The organism is Pseudomonas sp. NIBRBAC000502773, from assembly GCF_006517195.1.
GTDB classification, from domain to species: domain Bacteria; phylum Pseudomonadota; class Gammaproteobacteria; order Pseudomonadales; family Pseudomonadaceae; genus Aquipseudomonas; species Aquipseudomonas marginalis.
Genome location: NZ_CP041189.1, coordinates 4,591,009 through 4,609,122, shown reverse-complemented (window position 1 = coordinate 4,609,122; position 18,114 = coordinate 4,591,009). Strand labels below are relative to the sequence as shown.

Below are 18,114 nucleotides of genomic sequence, written 5' to 3'. Positions count from 1 at the left end.
GGGCTTGCTCCCGATAGCAGAGTGTCAGTCAACAAAGATGTTGAATGTGCACCGCTCTGGGGGGCAAGCCCCCTCCCACATTTGGATCAGTGTTCGATTTTAGTTTTTAGCTTCGTTGATGATCTGGCGAATCGCCCCCACAAAGGCTTCCGCCGGCTGGCCACCGCTGACGGCGTACTGGTCGTTGAACACGATGGTCGGCACCGAGCTCACCCCACGGGATATCCACAACTGCTCTTGCTCACGGACTTCGGCGGCGTATTCATCGCTGGCGAGAATCTCGGCGGCGCGCTTTATACCCAGGCCGACGCTTTCGGCGATGATCGCCAGGGTGGCGTGATCGGAAGGGGCCTGGCCGTCGCTGAAATAAGCCTTGAACAACGCTTCCTTGAGGTTGTACTGCAAGCCCTCGAGCCCGGCCCAATGCAGCAGGCGGTGTGCGTCGAAGGTGTTGTAGATACGGCTCTGGCCGTCGGTGCGGAAGGCAAAGCCCAGCTCGGCGCCCATGTCACGGATACGCGCACGATTGGCCTGGGACTCTTCGGCGCTGGAGCCGTATTTCTCGGTGATGTGTTCGACGATATTTTGCCCTTCGGCGGGCATGTTCGGGTTCAGTTCGAACGGCTGGAAATGGATCTCGGCCTGCACCTCGCTGCCAAGCTGGTCGAGGGCTTCGGTCAGGCCGCGCAGGCCGATGATGCACCAGGGGCAGGACACGTCGCTGACGAAATCGATTTTCAGGGGAGTACTCATGACAGGCAACCTCGCAGGCTTCAATACGCCGTAAAGGGTGCACGATACACCAATGTCACAGCAGCTTCGAAGGCCCGACCGGATCGATCTGCGCCCAATGGGCGGCATCTTCACGATGCGCCTGCAGGTAAGGCAGCACCGCCGTCAGCAGCGGCACCTTGAACGCTTCCTGGAAACGATGGGCCATGCCGGGAATCAACTTCAACTGGCTGCCCTGGATATGCGCCGCCAGGTGCACGCCGTGCATCACCGGCAGCAAAGGGTCGGCGGTGCCGTGGACCACCAGTGTCGGCACGCGCAGCTGGTTGAGCAGCGGCACACGGCTGGGTTCGGCGAGGATCGCCATGATCTGGCGCTTCACGCCGTCCGGGTTGAAGGCGCGGTCATAGGACAGCGCCGCCTGGTGCAGCAACACCTGGCGATCATCCTTCACCGTCGGGCTGCCCAGCGCCGCGAGCAAATCGGCCTGCTGCTCCAGCGCCACTTCACGATTCGGCGCACTGCGTCGCGACAATAACTGCACCAGCGCCGCATTCGGGGCCGGCAAGCCTTCGGCGCCGGAGCTGGTCATGACCAGGGTCAGGCTTTCCACGCGCTGGGGCGCCATCGCCGCCAGGTGCTGGGCGATCATGCCACCCATGCTTGCGCCCAGTACGTGGAACTGTTGGATCTGCAAGGCGTCCATCAGGCCCAGGGCGTCATCGGCCATATCCGTCAGCGTGTACGGCGCCGATACCGGCAGGCCGAGCTTGTAGCGCAGCACTTCAAAGGTCAGGTTGGCGTTCGCCGGCGCCTGGCGCCAGGTGGACAGGCCGACATCGCGGTTGTCGTAACGGATTACCCGGAAACCCTGCTGGCACAGGGCAACGACGACTTCGTCGGGCCAGTGGATCAGTTGCCCGCCCAGGCCCATCACCAGCAGCAAGGCCGGGTCGGACGCACGGCCGATACTCTGGTAGGCGATACTCACCTGGGCCAGGTCGACCGTTTGGGTCGGGACATTGACATCACATCGAGACGCCGCAAAAGACGGCAGGCCGAACAGTAGAGCGGCCAGTAAAAGCAACACGCGCATGAAAAACACCGAAACGCAGAACCCCAGTAGAGCGCGAGTCTGATGAAGTTTGTTCAATGGCGCTGCCACAGTTCCATGACAGTTTGATGAAGAGTGCCCGGCGGTCGTGGTCGACACAGCTTGCAACATGAGACAAACTCACGCTATCCCGCTTCGTCACAAATTGTCTTCATGGAGAGCCCGTGCTCGAGATCCGTCACCTCAAGACCCTGCATGCCTTGCGCGAGGCCGACAGCCTGGTGGAGGCCGCCGAGCGTCTGCACCTGACGCAATCGGCGCTGTCCCACCAGTTCAAGGAGCTGGAAGAGCGCCTGGGCATGCCGCTGTTCGTGCGCAAGACCAAACCCGTGCGCTTCACCAGCGCCGGCCTGCGCCTGCTGCAACTGGCCGACGCCACCCTGCCCCTGCTGCGTGGTGCCGAGCGCGATATCGCGCGCCTGGCCGGTGGCACCGCCGGACGCCTGCACATGGCGATCGAGTGCCACAGTTGTTTCCAGTGGCTGATGCCGACCATCGACCAGTTCCGCGATGCCTGGCCGGAAGTCGAGCTGGACCTGGCCTCGGGCTTTGCGTTCGCGCCGCTGCCGGCCCTGGCCCGTGGCGACCTGGACCTGGTGGTGACATCCGACCCGCTGGAGCTGCCGGGCATCACCTATGTGCCGCTGTTCACCTACGAAGCCATGCTCGCCGTGGCCAACCAGCATGCGCTGGCGAACAAGGCGTACATCGTGCCCGAAGACCTGCTGAGCGAAACCCTGATCACCTACCCGGTGGAGCGTGACCGCCTGGACATCTTTACCCGCTTCCTGGAACCGGCCGACGTGGAACCGGCCCAGGTGCGCACCTCGGAACTGACGGTGATGATGATGCAACTGGTCGCCAGCGGCCGCGGCGTGTGCGGCATGCCCCATTGGGCCCTGCATGAATACAGCTCGCGCGGCTACGTGAAGGCCAAGCGCCTGGGCGAGAAAGGCTTGTTTGCGACGCTGTATGCGGGGATTCGTGCGGATATGCTGGATGCGCCGTATATGCGCGATTTTTTGCTGACGGCCAAAGACACGTCGTTTTCAACGCTGGATGGCGTGAGCGCGGTGCGCTGAAACACTACGGTTCTAAATGTGGGGTGCTTGCCCCCTCCCACATTGGCTCTCAGTCAGCGTTGAGTTCGCGCCACATGTAGATTTTGTCGAAGTAGTCCACACCCACCCGCACCGCCAACGGTTCCAGGCCGTACTGGATAAACCCGCAGCGTCGGTACAGCGCAAACGCCGCGTCGTTGCCGGCGGTGACGGTCAGTTGGATCACTTTCAGGCGCGGATGCTGGCGTGCCTCATCCAGCGCGGCCTCGACCAATCGCCGGCCCAGGCCTTTGTGCTGGTGCGCCCGGGTCACGTACATGCCGAACAGGGTCACTTTGTGCCGCGCCTTCTCCCGAGGCTCGAAGGCCAGGCCAACGATGCCGGCCAGCTCCCCGTCGACGTACGCGCCGAGCAAACGATCCAGCGGACTCTCCAGGCGTTTTTCCCACCAGCTCAACGGCATCGCCGCACGCTCGGCCACGCTGGAAGTGAACGCCTGGGGATAGGCGCCGTAGGCTTCCAGCATCAACGCCCGATAAGCCTCGGCATCGCTGGCCCCCAGCGCACGCACGTTCATTCGCGTCAGGCCGGCGTGGTCAGTGACGCGCGGTAAAACGGCAGGATCAGGTCACGGGTCAAGGGCGCCAGCACCAGGCCGCCATCACCGGCCGGGTCGATCCAGCGCACCTCTTCGATTTCAGCGGCCGGGCTGACCGGAACATCGATCTGCACCTGGAACAATTCAGCGTCCACGGTAAACCCCGGTTCGTTGGCCGCGGGGGCCGAGAAGTGACCAAGGTAGACCGCGTCGCCGGGCTCGATGCGCAGGTTCAGCTCTTCGTACAGCTCGCGGGCCAGGGCCTCGGCGGGCTGCTCACCGGCGTCGATCTTGCCACCGGGTTGCATAAAGGCCTGGGTGCCGCGCTTGCGCACCAGCAAGGTGTGGCCGTCGCTGCCGATCAGCAGGGCAGCGGCGATACGGATAGTGCTAGGCATAAACTGAAAACCTTGAACTCAAACAATGAAAATTAATGGAGCACCCCTTCGCTCTCGTCCGGCTCCTTGATGAACACGCTGTACTTGGCGCCTTCCATCGCCTCGAACGCAATCAGCTTGTCCACCAACGGCAGGTTCAGCACCTTGCCGGCGTTAAGCAGCAACATGCCGTTATCGGCGTTGAGGTTACGCGCCAGGACCATACCGTCTTCCAGCTCACGGGTGGTGAGCACCTTGACCGAGGGATCGCCCAGGGTCACATCACTGAGAAACGCAGCGCACGCCAGGATGAAGTCCTCGACCAGGTCCGGATCGTAGAGGCGCCCGGCATACTTGCGGATATACAACAGCGCTTCATCGCTGTTCAGGTGCCGCTCAAGAATCAGGCCTTTCTGCAACTCGATGAAGTCCACCGCCAGTTTCAGCAGGCGTGAACCGAACGGAATCGCATCGCCCTTGAGGTGGTCGGGGAAGCCACTGCCGTCCCAGCGTTCCTGGTGATGACGGATGATCCGCGCCGCATCCTTCATCGGCTCCAGGGTCATCAGCAGCGATTCGCTCTGGGCCGGATAGCCACGGTAGCGCTCGCGATCGGTGCTGTGCAGCTTGTCGGCCGGCTCGATCAACATGCTGTCGCTCCAGCTCAGCTTGCCGATGTTGTACAACGCGGCGGCCATGGCCATGTCGCGGGCGCTGGCTTCGTCGATGGACTGGGCGGTGCAGTACACCCGCACCAGTTCGATCAGTGCACGGTTGGTCTGTTTGTTCTTGGGCAGGCGCAGGTTGGCCAGCAACGAAAACACTTCGGTGCCGGTCACGTAGCTGCGCTTGAGCTCGTCGTAGGCCAGGTCGAGCATGTCGGCGGTCTGTTGCAACTCACTGGTGCGTGCTGCCACGCGTTTTTCCAGGGTCGCGTTCAACAGCTTGAGCTGGTCGTTCTGCTGATGGGCCAGGCGCTCCAGCCGCTGAAATTCCAGGGCCTGCTGCAGGATCAGCTTCAGTTCGTCGTCGTTCCAGGGTTTGCCGATATAGCGGTGGATCGCCCCTTCGTTGATTGCCTTGATGATCGTCGGCAGGTCGGCGTAGCCGGTGAGCAGGATGCGACTGGTGGCGGGATAAAGGCGATGAACCTCGGCCAGCAGTTGCGCGCCGTCCATGCCGGGCATGCGCGCATCGCTCATCACCAGGTCGATGGGCTGGGCGGCCATGATCTCCAGGGCCTGGGCGCCGCTGCCCGCGAGCACGACATCGAAGGGTTGGCCGCGCAACAGGCGACGCAAGCTGTTGAGAATCGACTCTTCATCGTCGACCAGCAAAATAGTGGGTTTCGTCGCAAGTTGTTCATCCATGCCTGCTGCGCCTTCACATTGAACTGAATTGAGCTGATTTGAACCCGTGTGCCAAGCCGTCTTCCCTCGCTTAAGGCGCGGGGTTGATTTGACGCCAACTGGCCGCCGAATTCAAGGGACCTCGACTACACTGTCACGGCAGGCCTGCGCCCCGCTCAGCCACGGAACCAAGGAAGGAATGGTTATGCCGTCGAACCGTTTGCAGATAAGGCGCGCACTATGAACCCGAACCCTGAGCGGGCCAACCGTCGCATCCTGATCGTCGATGATGTCACGTCCATCCACCTGGACTTTCGCAAGATCCTGTGCGCCGACGCCGACGCCGAGCCCTCCCTGGATACCCTTGAGCAGACCCTGTTCGGCACCACCACCGTCGCTCGCCAGGCGTTTATCCTCGATTCCGCCTACCAGGGCCAGGAAGCCTTGGATCTGGTGAACCGGGCCCTGGCAACCAACACCCCCTACGCCATGGCGTTCATCGATATGCGCATGCCGCCCGGCTGGGACGGCCTGCAAACCATCGAGCAGTTGTGGAACGTCGATCCCAACCTGCAGATCGCCCTGTGCACCGCCTATTCCGACTATTCCTTTGAAGCGATCGAGGCGCGATTGAAGTACAACGACCAGTTGCTGATCCTGAAGAAGCCCTTCGACCACCTGGAAATCCGCCAGATGGCCAGCGCCCTTACGTGGAAATGGCAGCTCGCCCAGGATGCCGCCCTCAAGGTGATCGGGCTCGAACGCACGATTGAGGAACGCGTGCAGGAGTTGCTGAAAGTCTCGCACCTGCTGCAATACGACGCGCTCACGGAGCTGCCCAACAGCACGCTGCTGGGCGACCGCCTGACCCAGGCCATTGCCCTGGGCCGGCGCCATGACACGCAACTGGCGGTGATGTTTATCGGGCTCGACCGCTTCAAGCGCATCAACAACGCCCTGGGTTATCCGGTGGGGGATGAGGTGCTCCAGCAGGTCAGCCAAAGCCTGGTGGCGGCCGTGCGTGAGTCGGACTCGGTGTTTCGTTATGGTTCGGACGAGTTTGTGATCCTGCTCAATGATGTCCAGCATCCCCAGCAAACCCAGCACATCGCCCAGAAGGTGCTCCAGGCCATCAGCGTTACCCGGCATGTCGCGGGGCACGACCTGAGCGTCACCGCCAGCCTCGGCATCAGCATCTACCCGAACGACAGCAGCACTGCGGTGGAACTGATCAAGCACGCCGAAACCGCCATGCACACCACCAAGGAGCGTGGCCCGGACGACCTGAGTTTCTACACCGAAGACATGAACCTGCGCGCCCGGCACCAGCAGAACCTGGAAAGCGCGATCCGCCAGGCCCTGGAGCACGATGAGTTTGCGCTGCACTACCAGCCCAAGCTGGACCTGAAAACCGGGCGGATCCTCGGCGCAGAGGCGCTGATCCGCTGGTTTCAACCGCGCTCGGGCTGGGTCCACCCGGCCGACTTCATTCCGGTGGCCGAAGACAGCGGGCTGATCGTGCCCTTGACCCAATGGGTGCTGCGCCACGCCTGCGAACAGGCACAGGCCTGGCGCGCCATGGGCCTGGCGCCGCTGCGCATCTCGGTGAACATCTCGGCCATCGACTTCCGCCAGCGGGAGTTTGTCGACAACCTGGCCGCCATCCTCAAGCAGACCGGCCTGCCGCCCAACCAGCTGGAGCTGGAAATCACCGAAAGCGTGCTGATGCAGAATGTCGACGATACGGTCGATATCCTGAACCGGATCAAGGCCATGGGCGTGCGCCTGGCCCTGGATGATTTCGGCACCGGCTACTCCAGCCTCAGCTACCTGCGACGCTTTCCCATCGATGTGCTGAAGATCGACCAATCATTCGTGCGCGGGCTGCACGAAAATAGCCAGGACGCGCAGCTGATCAGCGCTATCATCGGCATGGGCAAGAGTCTGGAGCTGAACATCATCGCCGAAGGGGTGGAGACCGTCGAACAGCTGGACTTCCTGAGAGCCCAGCACTGTGAAGAAGGCCAGGGCTTTCTGTTCAGCAAGGCCGTGCCTGCGAAGGATTTCGCCCAGTTGCTGCAGGTGGGCAGCCCCACACTGATGCCCGACCAATAGCCCTATGCCTGCAAGGAGTGCTCGCTTGAGCGACGTTTCAACCTACCGTTTCGGTTCCATCCTCGCGTTGGGGCTGTGCCTGGGGACGACCGTGACGGCCGCGCCGCTGGACGAAGCGCTCAAGCCCCTGCCGCCGGCGCCGCACCTGGATGCGGCCAAGGTCGAGCTGGGCCGCCAGCTGTTCAATGAGCCGCGCCTGTCAGTGAACAACACGCTGTCTTGCGCCAGTTGCCATCACCTCGAATCCGGGGGCGCCGACACCAGGCCCTTCTCTCTGGGTTTCGACGGCAAGCCCGTGGAGATCAATACGCCGTCGGTCTTCAACGCCAGCCTGAACTTCAAACAGTTCTGGAATGGCCGCGTGGACACCCTGGAAGCGCAGGTCGAGCAAGTGGTCATCAGCCCGGTGGAAATGGGCAGCGACTGGAACACCGTGGTACAGAACCTGACCGCCCTGCCCGCCTACCAGGCAGCGTTCAAACAGGCCTACCCCGATGGCGTCACCGCCGCCAATGTGCAAAACGCCCTGGCCACCTATGAACGCACGCTGCTGACGCCCAACTCACGGTTTGACCAGTACCTGCTGGGCAACACGGACATCCTCACGATCCAGGAAAAGTACGGCTACCAGCGCTTCAAGGATTATGGTTGCATCGCCTGTCACCAGGGCATCAACATCGGCGGCAACATGTTCCAGAAATTCGGCGTGATGGGCGACTACTTCAAGGTGCGCGGCAACCCCGTCGAGTCGGACCTGGGGCGCTACCTGCTGACCAAGGATGAGGAAGACCGGCACGTGTTCAAGGTCCCCAGCCTGCGTAACGTCGCGGTCACGGCCCCGTATTTTCACGATGCCTCGGCCAAGACCCTGGAAGAAGCCGTCGACGTGATGTTCAAGTTCCAACTGGGGCGCAACCCTTCGCAGGAGGATAAAGACCTGATCATCCAGTTTCTCAAGACCCTGACCGGCGAATGGAAAGGCAAGCCTTTATGAGCAGACCGTCATGACCCTTTCTCGCCGCCGCACCAGCCAGTTGGCCTTGGGGTTGATCACCCTGTTGCTGGCCTCGACCCTGATCTTTCTGTACATCAAGTCGTCCAGCGACCAGGCGTCTTCCTACACCCACTCCCGGGATCTGATCCGGCAGTTGCAGCAACTCAATGCCCAATGGGACAGCGAAGTCCTCAAGGCCAGGATCGCCATCACCCACAACTACGACCCCCTGGTGACGCCCCTGACGGAAATGACCCGGTTGTGGGCCGAGCTGGAAGCACGCGGCTCGTACCACAGCCCGCAAGACCTGCCCGCCTGGCAAGCCAGCCAGCAGGCTTATCAAGCGGCCATCCAGGAAAAGGCCCGGCGCGTCGACCAGTTCAAGTCCCATAACGCGGTATTGCGCAACTCCCTGGCTTTCCTGCCGACCGCCGAAGACGATATCCAGGCGCAGTTCAACCAGGTAAACGACGATACAAAAGCGCAACTGCAAAGCGTGGCCACCGACACCTACGACCTGCTGCTCAGCAGCCTTGAATTCGCCCAGGTCACCAGCGACGAGCGCGCCGCCGACATTCTTGTCGGCCTGGGCAAGCTGGCCGTCAACCAGGAACTGCTGCCCAGCGAATTCCGCGGCCCGGTGGAGATCCTGAGCAATCACATCGAACTGATCCTGCGTGAACAGCCGGTGGTGAACACGTTGCTCGACCAGATCGCCGCCATTCCGGTAGCCGAACGCCTGGATGACCTGACCACCCACCTCAACCTGGACCAACAGGCCCTGGACCGGGTCGAGCAGCAATACCACCGTTACCTGCTGGTGTTCTCCACACTGCTGGTGGCCCTGTTGCTGTACCTGACGATTCGCCTGCTGCGCAGTTTCGCCGAGATCAACCGTGTCAACCGCGCCTTGCAGGCGGTGAACGAAACCCTCGAACAGCGCGTGGAACGGCGCACCCGACAGCTCAAGGATGCCCAGAGCGAGCTGATGGACAGTGCACGTCAGGCCGGAATGGCGGAGATCGCCACCAACGTGCTGCACAACGTCGGCAACGTGCTTAACAGCGTGAACATCTCCGCCGACCTGGTCACCCGCAAACTGCGCAGCAGCAAGGCAATGGGCCTGGGCAAGGCCATGCAGTTGATCAACGAACGCCAGGGCGACCTGGGCACTTTTATCACCGAGGATGAGAAGGGCAAGTTGCTGCCCGGCTACTTGAACCAGTTGGTGGACGCCATTGCCGTCGAGCAGCAAGGCCTGATCGAGGAACTGGGGCAATTGAGCAAAAGCGTGGACCACATCAAGGACATCGTCTCCACCCAACAATCCTATGCGGGCGCGCCCTCGCTCAGGGAGCCGGTGCAGATCAGCACCTTGATGGAAGACGCCCTGCGCATGAACGCGGGGGCCCTGAGCCGGCACAATGTCACAGTGGTCAAGCACTACGGGCAGGTGCCGGAAGTCCTCGCGGACAAACACCGCTTGCTGCTGATCATGGTCAACCTGATCAGCAACGCCAAGTACGCCATGTCCAACCTCACTGACCGGCCACGGCAGATGACCCTCACGGTCCAGTCGCTGGAGGACAACAGGTTGCAGATCAGCGTGAAGGACGAAGGCGAAGGCATACCTGCCGAGAACATGACCCGGATATTTACCCACGGTTTTACCACCCGCAAGGAAGGCCACGGTTTCGGGCTGCACAGCTGCGCGCTGGCCGCCGTCGAAATGGACGGCCACCTCAGCGCCCACAGCGACGGGCCGGGCCTGGGCGCGCTATTCACCCTGACGATCCCCCTCATTCCTGCCGGAAGCCTCGTATGAACCAGCCTCCCAACCGGCGCATCCTGTTGATTGATGACACGCCGTCGATTCATGAGGATTTTCGCAAGATCCTGATGCCGCCCACTGAATCCAACCAGGAGCTGGATGACATGGAGTCGGCACTGTTCGGTGAAACCAGCAAACCCACGGCTCCCCCTTTCGACCTGCACTCGGCCTACGGCGGCGAAGAAGGCCTGCAGCTGCTCATCACCGCCATGGCACACCAGCAGCCCTATGCCCTGGCGTTTGTCGACATGCGCATGCCCCAGGGCTGGGACGGCGCGAGGACCATAGAAGAGCTCTGGAAAGTCGCCCCCGACCTGCAAGTAGTGGTGTGCACCGCGTACTCGGACTATTCCTGGGAGGACCTGCTCGACCGCCTGCAAGGCCATGATCGCTTGCTGATCCTGAAAAAACCGTTCGATAACATCGAAGTCCAGCAGATGGCCAACACCCTGGCCAATAAATGGGACATGGCCCGTCGCGCCACCCTGCAAACCACTCATCTGGAACGGCTGGTGGAACAACGCACCCACGCGCTGCAGCTTGAAATCGAAGAACGCAAGCACCTGGAAAGCCAGCTGGTGCAGTCGGAAAAACTCGCCTCCCTGGGGCAACTCGCCGCGGGCGTGGCCCATGAGATCAATAACCCGGTAGGCTTTATCTCGTCCAACCTCAGCACCCTCGACGGCTACTTCACCCAGTTGCAACAGATGCTGGAGGCTTACCGGCAGGCCGAAGAAAGCCTCGCCACGGGTGAACAGCACGAGCAGCTCAAGGCCTTGCGCACCCGCCTGGAACTGGAGTTTCTACAGGAAGACATTCCGGTGTTGATCCACGAGTCCAAGGAGGGCATCGGCCGCGTGGTGCAGATCGTCAAGGACCTGAAAAACTTCTCGCGGGTGGACAACGACCAGACCTGGCAATTCGCAAACCTGCAACAGGGCATCGATTCGACGCTGAACATCGTTGCCAGCGAACTCAAGTACAAGGCCGATGTGGTCAAGCACTACGCACCGCTGCCAGAGATCGAATGCCTGGCCTCGCAGCTCAATCAGGTGGTGATGAATCTGGTGATCAATGCCGCTCAGGCCATGGGGCCGGAGCGCGGCATCATCACCATCAGCAACGGTGTGGAAGGCGAGCACGTGTGGCTGGAAGTGGCGGACAACGGCTGCGGGATTGCCCCCGAGGCGGTGCAGAAAATCTTCGACCCGTTTTTCACCACCAAGCCGGTGGGGGAAGGCACTGGGTTAGGACTGTCACTCTCCTACGGCATCGTCAAGAAACACCATGGCGATATCTCTGTCAGCAGCGAACTGGGCAAGGGCACGAAGTTTCGCGTGGTATTGCCGATTCGGCAGACGGCGGCGTAGGGCACGCCGTCCGCGCCGTTAAGGACATCGCTCGGACGAGGGAAGTCAAATCCCGGTCGGCGTTGTTTTCAGCGTTCCTGCAAACCCAGCAGCGGCAGTGAACGTGCCCCCCAGCGCCTGGGTCAGCCCCAACGTCGACTTGACCGACTTGGGTGTGGATTCGTTATGGGCGACCGCTTGTCCGTATCCGTTTAGAACCGACACCCAATCGCCCTTCGCCGCCCCCGCAATCGCTGTGGCCAAACCCGTCTTCAGGGTTTTATCCAGGCCGCTTTTCAACCCGTCCATCATCCCGTCTACACTGCCATCTGACTTTTCCAGCCCATGAAGCATGTTGCTCAAGCCGGGAATAAACCAGGTGTGCCGAGCGATGTCGCCACTTGCCTTTTGGACCCAGCTGCGGTCGGCGGCTACGGGCGCTTGCGCCGATAATGACGGTGCCATTTGCTGATAGAGCCTGGACTTGACCAAAGGGTTGCCATTGGCCATGAAGGGGGCAGATTCGCGGGGTGTCGACGTAAAGAACCGCGCGCTGTCTGGCACAGGATGAGGCGTGGTAGAAGGCATCTGCGACGACGAGGCAAAGCGTGTCAGCAGATCCACTGCGGTCAGGGCAGTATTGATATTGCTAATCATGGTCGGCTCACTTTGGGAAAGGTTGGGGAACTCCCGTTTAAGTGGCCAGGGGCGACCGATGAGTTCCGCACGCCAAGGCCTCTGAAATGGACACCTGCATGGCCAACCCTTGGCCACGATTTCGCCGCGGACGCAGCAGAACGATCGACCTTTTCAAAACCTGCTCAGATCATTGATCTGCCTGCCCTCGCAACCTGTTATTTCTGACAGTAGACAGACCCTTTTCCCGACTCGACACTCCACACAAGCAACACGATTGCATGCCGGTGGCGTGCTGAACGTGAGGCCTGGGCTCTCATCGTCGAAGGAAATGACACCATGTCTACGCGCCGCGAGTTCCTCACATACGCGTCACTGGGCGCCTTGCTCATGCCACTGGGCAGGGACGCCCCGGCGGCCGATACAGCCGACCCGTCCAGTACTTTTTCCTTCGAAGGCTTGATCGAACAGGCACAAGCCGATGCCTTGAAACCCTACACCTACCCCAGCACTGCATCGGCCGCGCTGCTGGCGCGGCTCGACTACGCCGCCCACGGCCAAATCCGCTTCAAACCCGAGCACGCCCTGTTCGCCAAAGGCCCGGGCAAGTTCCCTGTGACATTCTTTCACTTGGGGTCGTTTTTTCGCACGCCCGTCAGGCTGTATGTGCTGGACAACGGCATCGCCCGCGAGATCGTCTACGACCCGGCGCACTTTGATATGCCGGGCGACAGCCCGGCCCATGCCCTGCCCCGTAACAGTGGATTTGCCGGCTTTCGTATCCAGGAAAGCCGCCTGGGCGACCAGGCCAGGCTGGCGTGGCAACAAAACGACTGGGTGGCCTTTCTTGGCGCGTCGTACTTCCGGGCCATCGGCGAGTTGTACCAGTACGGCCTGTCGGCACGGGCGATTGCCCTGGATGTGGCACAAGCCGGCAAGGCCGAAGAATTCCCCGACTTCACCCACATCTGGTTCGAGCCGCCAAAGAACCAGCACACAAACGCCATGACCCTCTACGCGCGGCTCGACGGCCCCAGTATCTGCGGCGCCTACCGTTTCGTGATCCACCGTACACAGGGCGTGGTCATGGACATCGACTGCACGTTTTTCCTGCGCAAGAACGTCAGCCGGCTGGGCATTGCGCCGCTGACCTCGATGTTCTGGTTCAGTGAAACCGCCAAGCGCACCGCCGCCGACTGGCGCCCTGAGGTCCACGACAGTGACGGCCTGGCGCTGTGGACCGGCAACGGAGAACGTATCTGGCGGCCCTTGAACAACCCGCCACGCACCCTGGTTTCGGCGTTCAGTGATCGTCAACCGAAGGGCTTCGGCCTGCTACAGCGCGACCGTAATTTCGACCACTACCTCGATGGGGTGAATTACCAACGGCGCCCCAGCCTGTGGGTCGAACCGTTGGGCGATTGGGGCGAAGGCAGCGTGCAACTGATGGAAAACGGCACCGACGACGAGATCCACGACAACATCGTCGCGATGTGGGTACCCTCGGCCCCGGCGGAAGCGGGCAACCGTTATGCGCTGCGTTATCGCCTGCACTGGCTGGCCCGGGAACCCTACGTTTCGCCACTGGCGGCGTGCGTGGCCACACGCCTGGGCAAAGGCGGCTCACCGGGCGAGCCGCGCCCGCTGGGGGTACGTAAATTCGTGGTGGAATTCCAGGGCGCCCCCTTGGAAAAACTCGCACCGGGGGTCAAGCCCGAGGCCGTGATCAGTTGCTCCAGGGGCGCCCTCAGCCGGGTCTTTACCGAAGCGGTGCCGGACGGCGTCGCCGGCCATTGGCGAGCACAGTTCGACCTGAGCGTCGACGGCAAGGACCCGGTGGAATTGCGCCTGTTCCTGCGCCTGGACGGCCAGCCGCTGTCAGAAACCTGGCTGTATCAGTACCATCCCTTCCACTCCGAATCGACGGCAATCGGTACCCCTTCAACGGCTGACACCGGCAATATTCCATGAGGCTCGGCGGCCAATGGGCGCTGTTCTGCGTGGTGTTCAGTGTCAGCGGCAACGCTCTCCACGCCGGCGAGCAGGACCGCGTAGAGGCCTTGTTGCAGCAAATGACGCTGGAAGAAAAAGTTGGCCAACTCAGCCAGCTCGGCGTCCAGGACACACCTACCGGCCCGGTCATTGACCCAGGCGAGCTGGCGCAACTGCCCATGAACACCGTGGGCTCGGTCCTTGGCGCCTACGGCGTCGAACAGACCCGCCGGTTGCAGGAACACGTCGTCACCCGTTCGCGTCTGCCTATACCGTTGTTGTTTGCCTTTGATGTGATCCACGGGTTTCGCACCGTATTTCCCGTGCCGTTGGCGGAAGCCGCTGCCTGGGACCCTGACCTGGCACAACGAACCGCTCGCGCGGCGGCCGTTGAAGCGACGGCCAGCGGCATACACTGGACCTTCGCGCCCATGGTCGACACTGCCCGCGACCCGCGTTGGGGCCGTGTGGTGGAAGGCACCGGCGAAGATCCGTTCCTGGGCGCAGCGCTGGCCAGCGCCAAGGTGCGGGGGTTCCACGGCGCCGGGCCTGCCGACCCGTCATATATGCTGGCGACCGCAAAACACTTCGTGACCTACGGTGCCGCCGAAGGCGGGCGCGACTACAACGTCGCCGACGTGTCGGAACGCACCTTGCGGGAAGTGTACTTCCCGCCTTTCCAGGCCGCCGTGGCGGCTGGCGTCGATGGAATCATGCCTTCGTTCAACGAACTGGCCGGAACGCCCCTGCACAGCAACACCGCGCTGTTGACCGGTGTGCTGCGCAATCAGTGGCGGTTCCGTGGCCTCATTGTCAGTGACTTCAACGCCATTTGGGAGCTGAGCCAGCACGGCATCGCCGGCAGCCCGGCCGACCGGGCACGGCTGGCGTTCAGCGCGGGGGTGGACATCGACATGGTCAGCCAGACGTACCGCCAATACCTGCCCACCCTTGTGCGCACTGGCCAGGTTCCCCTGACCGCCGTGGATAATGCGGTGCGCCGTGTACTCCAGGCCAAGCAGCGCCTGGGACTGCTTGACGATCCCTACCGCTACAGCGACGAGGCGCGGCAACGGGCCAATGTCCTGACCCCGCAGCACCGGGCACTGGCGCGCGAGGCCGCGCAGAAGTCCATCGTATTGTTGAAAAACACCGACGCCCTGCTGCCGCTGTCCAAGCACCTGCGCAACGTGCTGGTGGTCGGCAGCCTGGCCAAGGATGCCGAGGCCACGCTCGGTCCCTGGGCCTTGGCGGCTCGTCCGGAAGATTCGATCACGGTCTTGCAGGGCATACGCCACGCCGTCGCCCCTGGCACCGAGGTGGTTTACCTGCCCGGCGCTTCGCCCATCAGCACCGAGACTCAGAACCTCAACGAGGTCCGGCAGGCCGCCCGCCGCGCCGAAGTGGTGGTCGCCGTGCTCGGCGAGCGCGCCGATCAGAGCGGCGAGGCCCGCAGTCGCGCGGACCTGGGCCTGCCGGGTGCCCAGGAGGCGCTGTTGCGTGCCCTGCTGGACAGCGGCAAACCCGTGGTCATCCTGTTGATGAATGGCCGCCCGCTGGTGCTCTCGCAAAACGTGCGCCAGGCGCCGGCGCTGCTGGAAACCTGGTTCCTGGGCAGTGAGATGGGCCATGCCGTGGCCGACATTCTGTTTGGTGACGTCAACCCCAGCGGCAAACTGCCGATCACGTTCCCCCGCAGCGTGGGGCAGATTCCCCTCTACTACGCGCACAAAAACACCGGTCGTCCGCCCAGCGGCGATGGTCATTATGCCTCCGCCTACATCGATGAACACTGGACGCCGCTGTATCCCTTTGGCTTCGGCCTGAGCTACACCTCGTTCAGCTACTCCGCACCGCGGCTCAGCACACAGCGGCTGGCGTCCACCCAAGTGCTGAGCGTGGCGGTCACCGTCACCAATACCGGAGCGCGCCCAGGCGAAGAAATCGTGCAGTTATACCTGCGCGATGATGTCGCCAGCGTGACCCGCCCGGTTCGCCAATTGCGCGGTTTCCGCAAAGTGCAGCTGGCGCCCGGCGAGGCGCGGGAGCTGACCTTCACCCTTGACCAGGCGGACTTTGCCCTGCTGGACAGCAACTTTTCGCCGGTGATTGAGGCCGGCACGTTCACCGTCTTCGTCGGGGCAGATTCGACCACCGAAAACCAGGCCCGGTTTGAACTGACCGATAGCCGCGCCTTGTCTATTTCGGACCAGTCCGTCCCATCACCGGGATCAAACTGAGTCCACCTGCAGGTTGTCTGGCGTTTCATTACTGGCGCAGAATGCCGGATCGACCTGAGAGTCCGAACCCAAGGAAACCGTATGAGCCTGTCCTTGCTAAGCCGTTACGCCTTCTTTGCCGTGTGCGTCATTTTCACCCTCGCCAGCCTGCCCTTTATCCAACACGAATGGCTGTGGCCCATCACCCTGGTCACCGGCGTGTTGAGCCTGATCGGTATTTTCGACCTGTTGCAAAGCCCCCATGCGGTGCGCCGCAACTACCCGATCCTGGGCAATATCCGTTACCTGGTAGAAGCCATCCGCCCGGAAATCCGCCAGTACCTGCTGGAGTCCGACAGCGACGCCCTGCCCTTCTCGCGCTCGCAGCGATCCCTGGTGTACTCGCGGGCCAAGAACGAAACCGCCGACAAACCCTTCGGCACCCTGATCGATGTGTACCAGCTGGGTTTCGAATTTATCGGCCACTCCATGCGCCCCGCGCCGCTGAGCGACCCCAGCGCCTTTCGCGTGATGGTCGGCGGCCCGCAATGCACGCAGCCGTATTCGGCGTCGGTGTTCAATATCTCGGCAATGAGCTTTGGCTCGTTGAGCGCCAATGCGATCCGCGCGCTCAACCAGGGCGCCAAGCTCGGCAATTTCGCCCATGACACCGGCGAAGGCAGCATCAGCCCCTATCACCGCGAAAACGGCGGCGACCTGACCTGGGAACTGGGCAGCGGCTACTTCGGCTGCCGTACCAGCGATGGCCGCTTCGACCCGGAGCGCTTCGCCGCGCAGGCGCAGAACCCGCAGGTGCGCATGATCGAAATCAAGATGAGCCAGGGCGCCAAACCCGGCCACGGCGGCATCCTGCCCAAGCACAAGGTGACTCAAGAGATCGCCGAAACCCGCGGCATCCTGATGGGCGAAGACTGCATCTCGCCGTCACGTCACAGCGCGTTCTCCACGCCCATTGAGCTGATGCAATTCATCGCCCAATTGCGTGAACTGTCCGGCGGCAAGCCGGTGGGCTTCAAGTTCTGCCTGGGCCACCCGTGGGAATTCATGGGCATTGCCAAGGCCATGCTCGAAACCGGCATCCTCCCGGACTTTATCGTCGTCGACGGCAAGGAAGGCGGCACCGGCGCCGCGCCCGTGGAGTTCACCGACCATATCGGCGTGCCGCTGCGCGAGGGCCTGCTGTTCGTGCACAACACCCTGGTGGGCCTGAACCTGCGCGACAAGATCAAGCTCGGTGCCAGCGGCAAGATCGTCAGCGCCTTCGACATCGCCAGCGTGCTCGCCATCGGCGCCGACTGGGCCAACTCGGCGCGCGGCTTCATGTTCGCCATCGGTTGCATCCAGTCCCAAAGCTGCCACACCAATAAGTGCCCGACCGGCGTCGCCACCCAGGACCCGTTGCGCCAACGTGCTCTGGTGGTACCGGACAAGGCCCAGCGGGTGTTCAACTTCCACCGCAACACCCTCAAGGCCCTGGCCGAAATGCTCGCGGCGGCAGGCCTGGATCACCCGTCGCAGCTGTCGGCCAAGCATCTGGTACGACGCATGTCGGCCACCGAGATCAAGCTGTTCTCGCAGTTGCATGTGTTCCTCAAGCCTGGCGAGTTGCTCACCGGCGAAGTGAATGGCGAGTTCTATTCGCGCATGTGGCAGATGGCGCGGGCGGACAGTTTTGAGCCCCATGAGGTGGTGGCTGCATAACCTGCACCCCCCTTTCCTGCTGAAC

General features: G+C 62.3%; 14 protein-coding genes. 8 read left to right on the top strand and 6 right to left on the bottom strand.

Features of this window, described 5'->3' with window-relative positions; all coding sequences use genetic code 11:
• Positions 1-99: 99 nt before the first annotated feature.
• Both NIBR502773_RS21195 and NIBR502773_RS21190 read right to left on the bottom strand, forming a co-directional pair.
• Entirely contained in the window at positions 100-753 is a 654-nt protein-coding gene (locus NIBR502773_RS21195) for a DsbA family oxidoreductase (RefSeq protein WP_141156873.1), read from the bottom strand.
• Positions 754-808: 55 nt separating this feature from the next.
• Complete coding sequence (locus NIBR502773_RS21190) at positions 809-1,828, bottom strand: alpha/beta fold hydrolase (RefSeq protein ID WP_115487713.1); 1,020 nt, start codon at positions 1,826-1,828, stop codon at positions 809-811.
• 182 nt (positions 1,829-2,010) lie between these two features.
• On the opposite strand from NIBR502773_RS21190, the gene metR reads away from it, so the two are divergent.
• The gene (gene metR, locus NIBR502773_RS21185) at positions 2,011-2,928 is read left to right on the top strand and encodes a transcriptional regulator MetR (RefSeq protein WP_027604617.1); all 918 of its coding nucleotides are present in this window, start codon (positions 2,011-2,013) and stop codon (positions 2,926-2,928) included.
• A 49-nt stretch (positions 2,929-2,977) separates the two neighbouring features.
• On the opposite strand, the gene NIBR502773_RS21180 is transcribed toward metR, so the two are convergent.
• From NIBR502773_RS21180 to NIBR502773_RS21170, 3 genes are read right to left on the bottom strand one after another with little or no spacing between them, the layout of a single operon-like run.
• Complete coding sequence (locus NIBR502773_RS21180; protein WP_141156872.1) at positions 2,978-3,484, bottom strand: GNAT family N-acetyltransferase; 507 nt, start codon at positions 3,482-3,484, stop codon at positions 2,978-2,980.
• Between the two features lie 5 nt (positions 3,485-3,489).
• Positions 3,490-3,903: an NUDIX domain-containing protein gene (locus NIBR502773_RS21175; protein ID WP_092487404.1), complete on the bottom strand. Its 414-nt coding sequence runs from the start codon at positions 3,901-3,903 to the stop codon at positions 3,490-3,492.
• Positions 3,904-3,935: 32 nt separating this feature from the next.
• On the bottom strand, positions 3,936-5,252 hold the full coding sequence (locus tag NIBR502773_RS21170) for an HD domain-containing phosphohydrolase (protein ID WP_141156871.1): 1,317 nt from the start codon (positions 5,250-5,252) through the stop codon (positions 3,936-3,938).
• A gap of 219 nt (positions 5,253-5,471) precedes the next feature.
• On the opposite strand from NIBR502773_RS21170, the gene NIBR502773_RS21165 reads away from it, so the two are divergent.
• From NIBR502773_RS21165 to NIBR502773_RS21150, 4 genes are read left to right on the top strand one after another with little or no spacing between them, the layout of a single operon-like run.
• Positions 5,472-7,346 (top strand): bifunctional diguanylate cyclase/phosphodiesterase, encoded by a 1,875-nt coding sequence (locus NIBR502773_RS21165; protein ID WP_065938678.1) that lies wholly within the window; start codon positions 5,472-5,474, stop codon positions 7,344-7,346.
• Positions 7,347-7,371: 25 nt separating this feature from the next.
• Positions 7,372-8,340: a cytochrome-c peroxidase gene (locus NIBR502773_RS21160; RefSeq protein WP_141156870.1), complete on the top strand. Its 969-nt coding sequence runs from the start codon at positions 7,372-7,374 to the stop codon at positions 8,338-8,340.
• 10 nt (positions 8,341-8,350) lie between these two features.
• On the top strand, positions 8,351-10,165 hold the full coding sequence (locus NIBR502773_RS21155) for a DAHL domain-containing protein (RefSeq protein WP_115487708.1): 1,815 nt from the start codon (positions 8,351-8,353) through the stop codon (positions 10,163-10,165).
• Positions 10,162-11,541, top strand: coding sequence for an ATP-binding protein (locus NIBR502773_RS21150; protein ID WP_141156869.1), 1,380 nt, complete (start codon positions 10,162-10,164; stop codon positions 11,539-11,541). The genes NIBR502773_RS21155 and NIBR502773_RS21150 overlap by 4 nt, the downstream gene beginning before the upstream one ends.
• A gap of 45 nt (positions 11,542-11,586) precedes the next feature.
• Here NIBR502773_RS21150 and NIBR502773_RS21145 read toward each other — a convergent pair whose 3' ends face one another.
• Complete coding sequence (locus tag NIBR502773_RS21145) at positions 11,587-12,177, bottom strand: hypothetical protein (protein WP_115487706.1); 591 nt, start codon at positions 12,175-12,177, stop codon at positions 11,587-11,589.
• Between the two features lie 369 nt (positions 12,178-12,546).
• Between NIBR502773_RS21145 and NIBR502773_RS21140 the strand changes: the two genes are divergently transcribed.
• From NIBR502773_RS21140 to NIBR502773_RS21130, 3 genes are all read left to right on the top strand, one after another.
• On the top strand, positions 12,547-14,127 hold the full coding sequence (locus NIBR502773_RS21140; protein WP_257228301.1) for a glucan biosynthesis protein: 1,581 nt from the start codon (positions 12,547-12,549) through the stop codon (positions 14,125-14,127).
• A complete protein-coding gene (locus tag NIBR502773_RS21135; RefSeq protein WP_141156867.1) occupies positions 14,124-16,388 on the top strand; it encodes a glycoside hydrolase family 3 N-terminal domain-containing protein in 2,265 nt (754 codons plus the stop codon). The genes NIBR502773_RS21140 and NIBR502773_RS21135 overlap by 4 nt, the downstream gene beginning before the upstream one ends.
• 81 nt (positions 16,389-16,469) lie before the next feature.
• Positions 16,470-18,089, top strand: a complete 1,620-nt coding sequence (locus NIBR502773_RS21130; RefSeq protein ID WP_065938672.1) for an FMN-binding glutamate synthase family protein — start codon at positions 16,470-16,472, stop codon at positions 18,087-18,089.
• The last annotated feature ends 25 nt before the right edge of the window (positions 18,090-18,114 follow it).

Excerpts from the sequence above, each read along its gene's own strand:
- NIBR502773_RS21195 (WP_141156873.1), bottom strand. The coding sequence starts at position 753 with ATGAGTACTCCCCTGAAAATCGATTTCGTCAGCGACGTGTCCTGCCCC.
- NIBR502773_RS21190 (WP_115487713.1), bottom strand. The coding sequence starts at position 1,828 with ATGCGCGTGTTGCTTTTACTGGCCGCTCTACTGTTCGGCCTGCCGTCT.
- NIBR502773_RS21180 (WP_141156872.1), bottom strand. The coding sequence starts at position 3,484 with ATGAACGTGCGTGCGCTGGGGGCCAGCGATGCCGAGGCTTATCGGGCG.
- NIBR502773_RS21175 (WP_092487404.1), bottom strand. The coding sequence starts at position 3,903 with ATGCCTAGCACTATCCGTATCGCCGCTGCCCTGCTGATCGGCAGCGAC.
- NIBR502773_RS21170 (WP_141156871.1), bottom strand. The coding sequence starts at position 5,252 with ATGGATGAACAACTTGCGACGAAACCCACTATTTTGCTGGTCGACGAT.
- NIBR502773_RS21165 (WP_065938678.1), top strand. The coding sequence starts at position 5,472 with ATGAACCCGAACCCTGAGCGGGCCAACCGTCGCATCCTGATCGTCGAT.
- NIBR502773_RS21155 (WP_115487708.1), top strand. The coding sequence starts at position 8,351 with ATGACCCTTTCTCGCCGCCGCACCAGCCAGTTGGCCTTGGGGTTGATC.
- NIBR502773_RS21150 (WP_141156869.1), top strand. The coding sequence starts at position 10,162 with ATGAACCAGCCTCCCAACCGGCGCATCCTGTTGATTGATGACACGCCG.
- NIBR502773_RS21145 (WP_115487706.1), bottom strand. The coding sequence starts at position 12,177 with ATGATTAGCAATATCAATACTGCCCTGACCGCAGTGGATCTGCTGACA.
- NIBR502773_RS21140 (WP_257228301.1), top strand. The coding sequence starts at position 12,547 with ATGCCACTGGGCAGGGACGCCCCGGCGGCCGATACAGCCGACCCGTCC.
- NIBR502773_RS21135 (WP_141156867.1), top strand. The coding sequence starts at position 14,124 with ATGAGGCTCGGCGGCCAATGGGCGCTGTTCTGCGTGGTGTTCAGTGTC.
- NIBR502773_RS21130 (WP_065938672.1), top strand. The coding sequence starts at position 16,470 with ATGAGCCTGTCCTTGCTAAGCCGTTACGCCTTCTTTGCCGTGTGCGTC.